The sequence below is a fragment of the Ideonella sp. P3_A4 genome, from assembly GCF_056403075.1.
The window spans coordinates 1-2,910 of the sequence record NZ_JBFUGE010000702.1; the positions used below are offsets into that span (position 1 = coordinate 1).

Below are 2,910 nucleotides of genomic sequence, written 5' to 3' on the forward strand. Positions count from 1 at the left end.
ACCAGCAGCGCGCGCCTCGCACGCTCAACCACGCTGGAGCTCCTTGATCAGCGGCACGATCTTCTGGTTCAGCAGCTCGGCAGTGACAGGCCCCGACAGCTTCAAGCGGATCTGGCCGCGCTGGTCGATCACGAAGGTTTCGGGTACGCCGTAGACACCGTAGTCGATGCCGACCTTGCCCCTGATGTCTTGCACCGACAGCTGGTAGGGGTTGCCGTGCTGCTCCAGCCACTTCGTGGCCTCGGCGGCGGTGTCCATGTAGTCCAACCCGACGACAGGCGCCAGGCCGAGCCGCGCGAAGTCCACCAGCAGCGCGTGCTCTTGGCGGCACGATGCGCACCACGAGGCCCAGACATTCAGCAGCCAGACCTGGCCCTTCATGTCGTGCGGGCCGAAGCGCAGATCGGGTTGCGCCAACTGGTCCAGCGTGAAGGCCGGTGCTGCCTTGCCGATCAGTGGCGAAGGCAGGTCCCGCGGGTCTTGCTGCAGGCCTGCGCCGAGCAACAGCATCAATGAGAGAAACAGGCCCAGCGGCCACAGGAAACGCTTCATGGGCTTCACCAGCTGGGTGTGGCTTTGGTGGGTGGGGCCGAAGCCGTTGAAGGTGGTTGCAACCAAGGCGCCAGCGTCAATGCCCAGACGACGCTCAGCGCCAGGGCCAGCGCCGCCACGAAAGCCACGAGACCACCACCCCGGCGCGCCGGGTGTTCCACCGACGGCGGTGCCTCCACGACCTTCCAGCCCGTCACCATCGGGCCGACCAGGTTGTCCTTCTTGACTCGCAGATGGAAAACGATCGCCGCCAAATGAAGACCCGCCATCGCCAGCAGGCCATTGGCGAGCAGCTTGTGCCAGCCGGTGAGCTTGCTGACCAGGGGGTCTTCGATGAAGGTCGCCAGAGGGCCGGCAAACGAAATGTCGTCGTTGCTGAACAGGCCGCTGCCGGCTTGCATCAAGAGCAAGCCGAGCAGCGCGAACACCGACAGCGCACCTAGCGGGTTGTGGCCCAGGCCTTTCCAGCGGCCGCGCAGGTACGCCACCAACTTGGCCGGTGTCGGCGCGAAGTGGGTGAAACGTGCGGAGGTCGATCCGATGGCGCCCCAGACCAGGCGGAAGACCAACAGCCCCAACACCGTCAGCCCGGCGATCCCGTGCAGGGTCATCCACGCGCCACCCAATTCGCCGGTGACGACGGCGGTCGAGACGCCCAGCACGAGCAACCAGTGGAAGAGTCGCAGCGGCAGATCCCAGAGCTGAATCCGGCGGCGAACCGCGCCTGTGAGGGCGGCGCCATCAACGGTGGGCTCGCCACTGCGCACGGTGCTGTCGATGAAGGCGGTGGCGGCGAGGTCGGTGGATGAGTTCATCGCTGTCATGGTCGGGAGAAAGAACCTGTCCATCAGCAACAACCGCGCCACTGCACATGACCGGGAATGCCCATTGAATCGGGTCTGCCGGCGCGTCGTTTCAAGCAGCGCTGTTGRATCGCCAACAAGGCACAGCTTGCATTGCTGCGTCGCCAACAGCGACTTGAGCACTGCTCCAGTGGAGCGTGAGGCGGCACGACTGTTGCAACGCTTGTCGGGCCGAATGCGTCGCACGTCGCGGCCATATGGTTCTTCGGAAGTCTTTCTTCTCGGGTCGCGACGACCTCTGCAGACTGACAACGCCAAACGAACCCACGTGATCTCTTCTTTTCAGGATGCCTTGATGAATCTCTCTGTCTTCCTCCGCAAARTCGGCGTGCTCGCCATGCTCGTGACGGGCAGCGCGTTGGCTATGGCCAAGGAGGTGAGCTTGCTCAACGTGTCTTACGACCCCACACGCGAGCTCTACCAGGAATACAACGCAGCCTTCGCCAAGTACTGGAAGGCCAAGACTGGCGATGACCTGACGGTCAAGACGTCCCACGGTGGTTCGGGCAAGCAAGCCCGTTCGGTGATCGATGGCCTCGAAGCTGATGTGGTGACGCTGGCGTTGGCATACGACATCGATGCCGTGGCCAGCGAGGGCAAGCTGCTGTCGGCCGATTGGCAAAAGCGCCTCGGCCACAACAGCACGCCCTACACGTCGACGATCGTGTTCATCGTGCGCAAGGGCAACCCCAAGGCCATCAAGACCTGGAACGACATCGCCAAGCCCGGCGTGGCGGTGATCACCGCGAACCCGAAGACTTCCGGCGGCGCCCGCTGGGCTTACCTCGCCGCGTTCGGTGCTGCGCTGACCGCGCCCGGTGGCAACGAGGCCACCGCGAAGGACTACATCCAGAAGGTCTACGCCAACGTGCCCGTGCTGGACTCCGGCGCGCGTGGGGCCACCGTCAGCTTCGCCGAGCGAGGCCTGGGCGATGTGCTGCTGTCGTGGGAGAACGAGGCCGGCCTGGTGCTGAAGGAGTTCGGCGCCGAGAAGTTCGATGTGGTCTACCCGCCCAACAGCATCCTCGCCGAGCMGCCGGTGGCGGTGGTGGACAAGGTCGTCGACAAGCGCGGCACGCGCGACGTGGCGCAGGCCTACCTCGAGTACCTGTACTCGCCTGAAGGGCAGGACATTGCGGGCAAGAACTTCTACCGGCCCACCGATGCCAAGGCCGCTGCCAAGTATGCGAAGCAGTTTCCGAAGCTGGCCCTGTTCAGCATCAACGACGTGTACGGCGGCTGGACCAAGGCGCAGAAGACCCACTTCGCCGACGGTGGCCTGTTCGACCAGATCTACACGAAGAAGTAAGCCATGCGCTCCATCCTCTTTGCGACCCGGCGCCTTGCCGCCGTTGCCACCCTGTTGAGCCTGACCGCTTCGGTGCAGGCGCAGCAGACAGCCGCCACCATCGTCGACAACCCCTACGGCATCGAGGCTCTGTGGACCCAGAGCGACCTGGTGTCCAAGGCCGTGCTGCTGATTCTGGCGGTGATG

General features: G+C 64.4%; 3 protein-coding genes and 1 pseudogene. 2 read left to right on the plus strand and 2 right to left on the minus strand.

The annotated features are described in order from the left end of the window. Positions 1 to 24 precede the first annotated feature (24 nt). Positions 25 to 552 carry a DsbE family thiol:disulfide interchange protein gene (locus tag AC1DYI_RS31395; RefSeq protein ID WP_477208033.1) on the minus strand — a complete coding sequence of 176 codons (528 nt, stop codon included), beginning with the start codon at positions 550 to 552 and terminating at the stop codon, positions 25 to 27. Positions 553 to 557: 5 nt separating this feature from the next. Then, a complete protein-coding gene (locus AC1DYI_RS31400) occupies positions 558 to 1,367 on the minus strand; it encodes a cytochrome b/b6 domain-containing protein (protein ID WP_477208034.1) in 810 nt (269 codons plus the stop codon). 385 nt (positions 1,368 to 1,752) lie between these two features. Here AC1DYI_RS31400 and AC1DYI_RS31405 point away from each other — a divergent pair, with 385 nt between their 5' ends. Next, a complete protein-coding gene (locus tag AC1DYI_RS31405) occupies positions 1,753 to 2,724 on the plus strand; it encodes a sulfate ABC transporter substrate-binding protein (protein WP_477208035.1) in 972 nt (323 codons plus the stop codon). Positions 2,725 to 2,727: 3 nt separating this feature from the next. Then, positions 2,728 to 2,910 (plus strand): annotated as a pseudogene (locus AC1DYI_RS31410) (MotA/TolQ/ExbB proton channel family protein); the annotation flags it as partial.

Bases quoted from the DNA above. Each gene is read 5' to 3' on its own strand.
- AC1DYI_RS31395 (WP_477208033.1), bottom strand. From the start codon at position 552: ATGAAGCGTTTCCTGTGGCCGCTGGGCCTGTTTCTCTCATTGATGCTG.
- AC1DYI_RS31400 (WP_477208034.1), bottom strand. From the start codon at position 1,367: ATGAACTCATCCACCGACCTCGCCGCCACCGCCTTCATCGACAGCACC.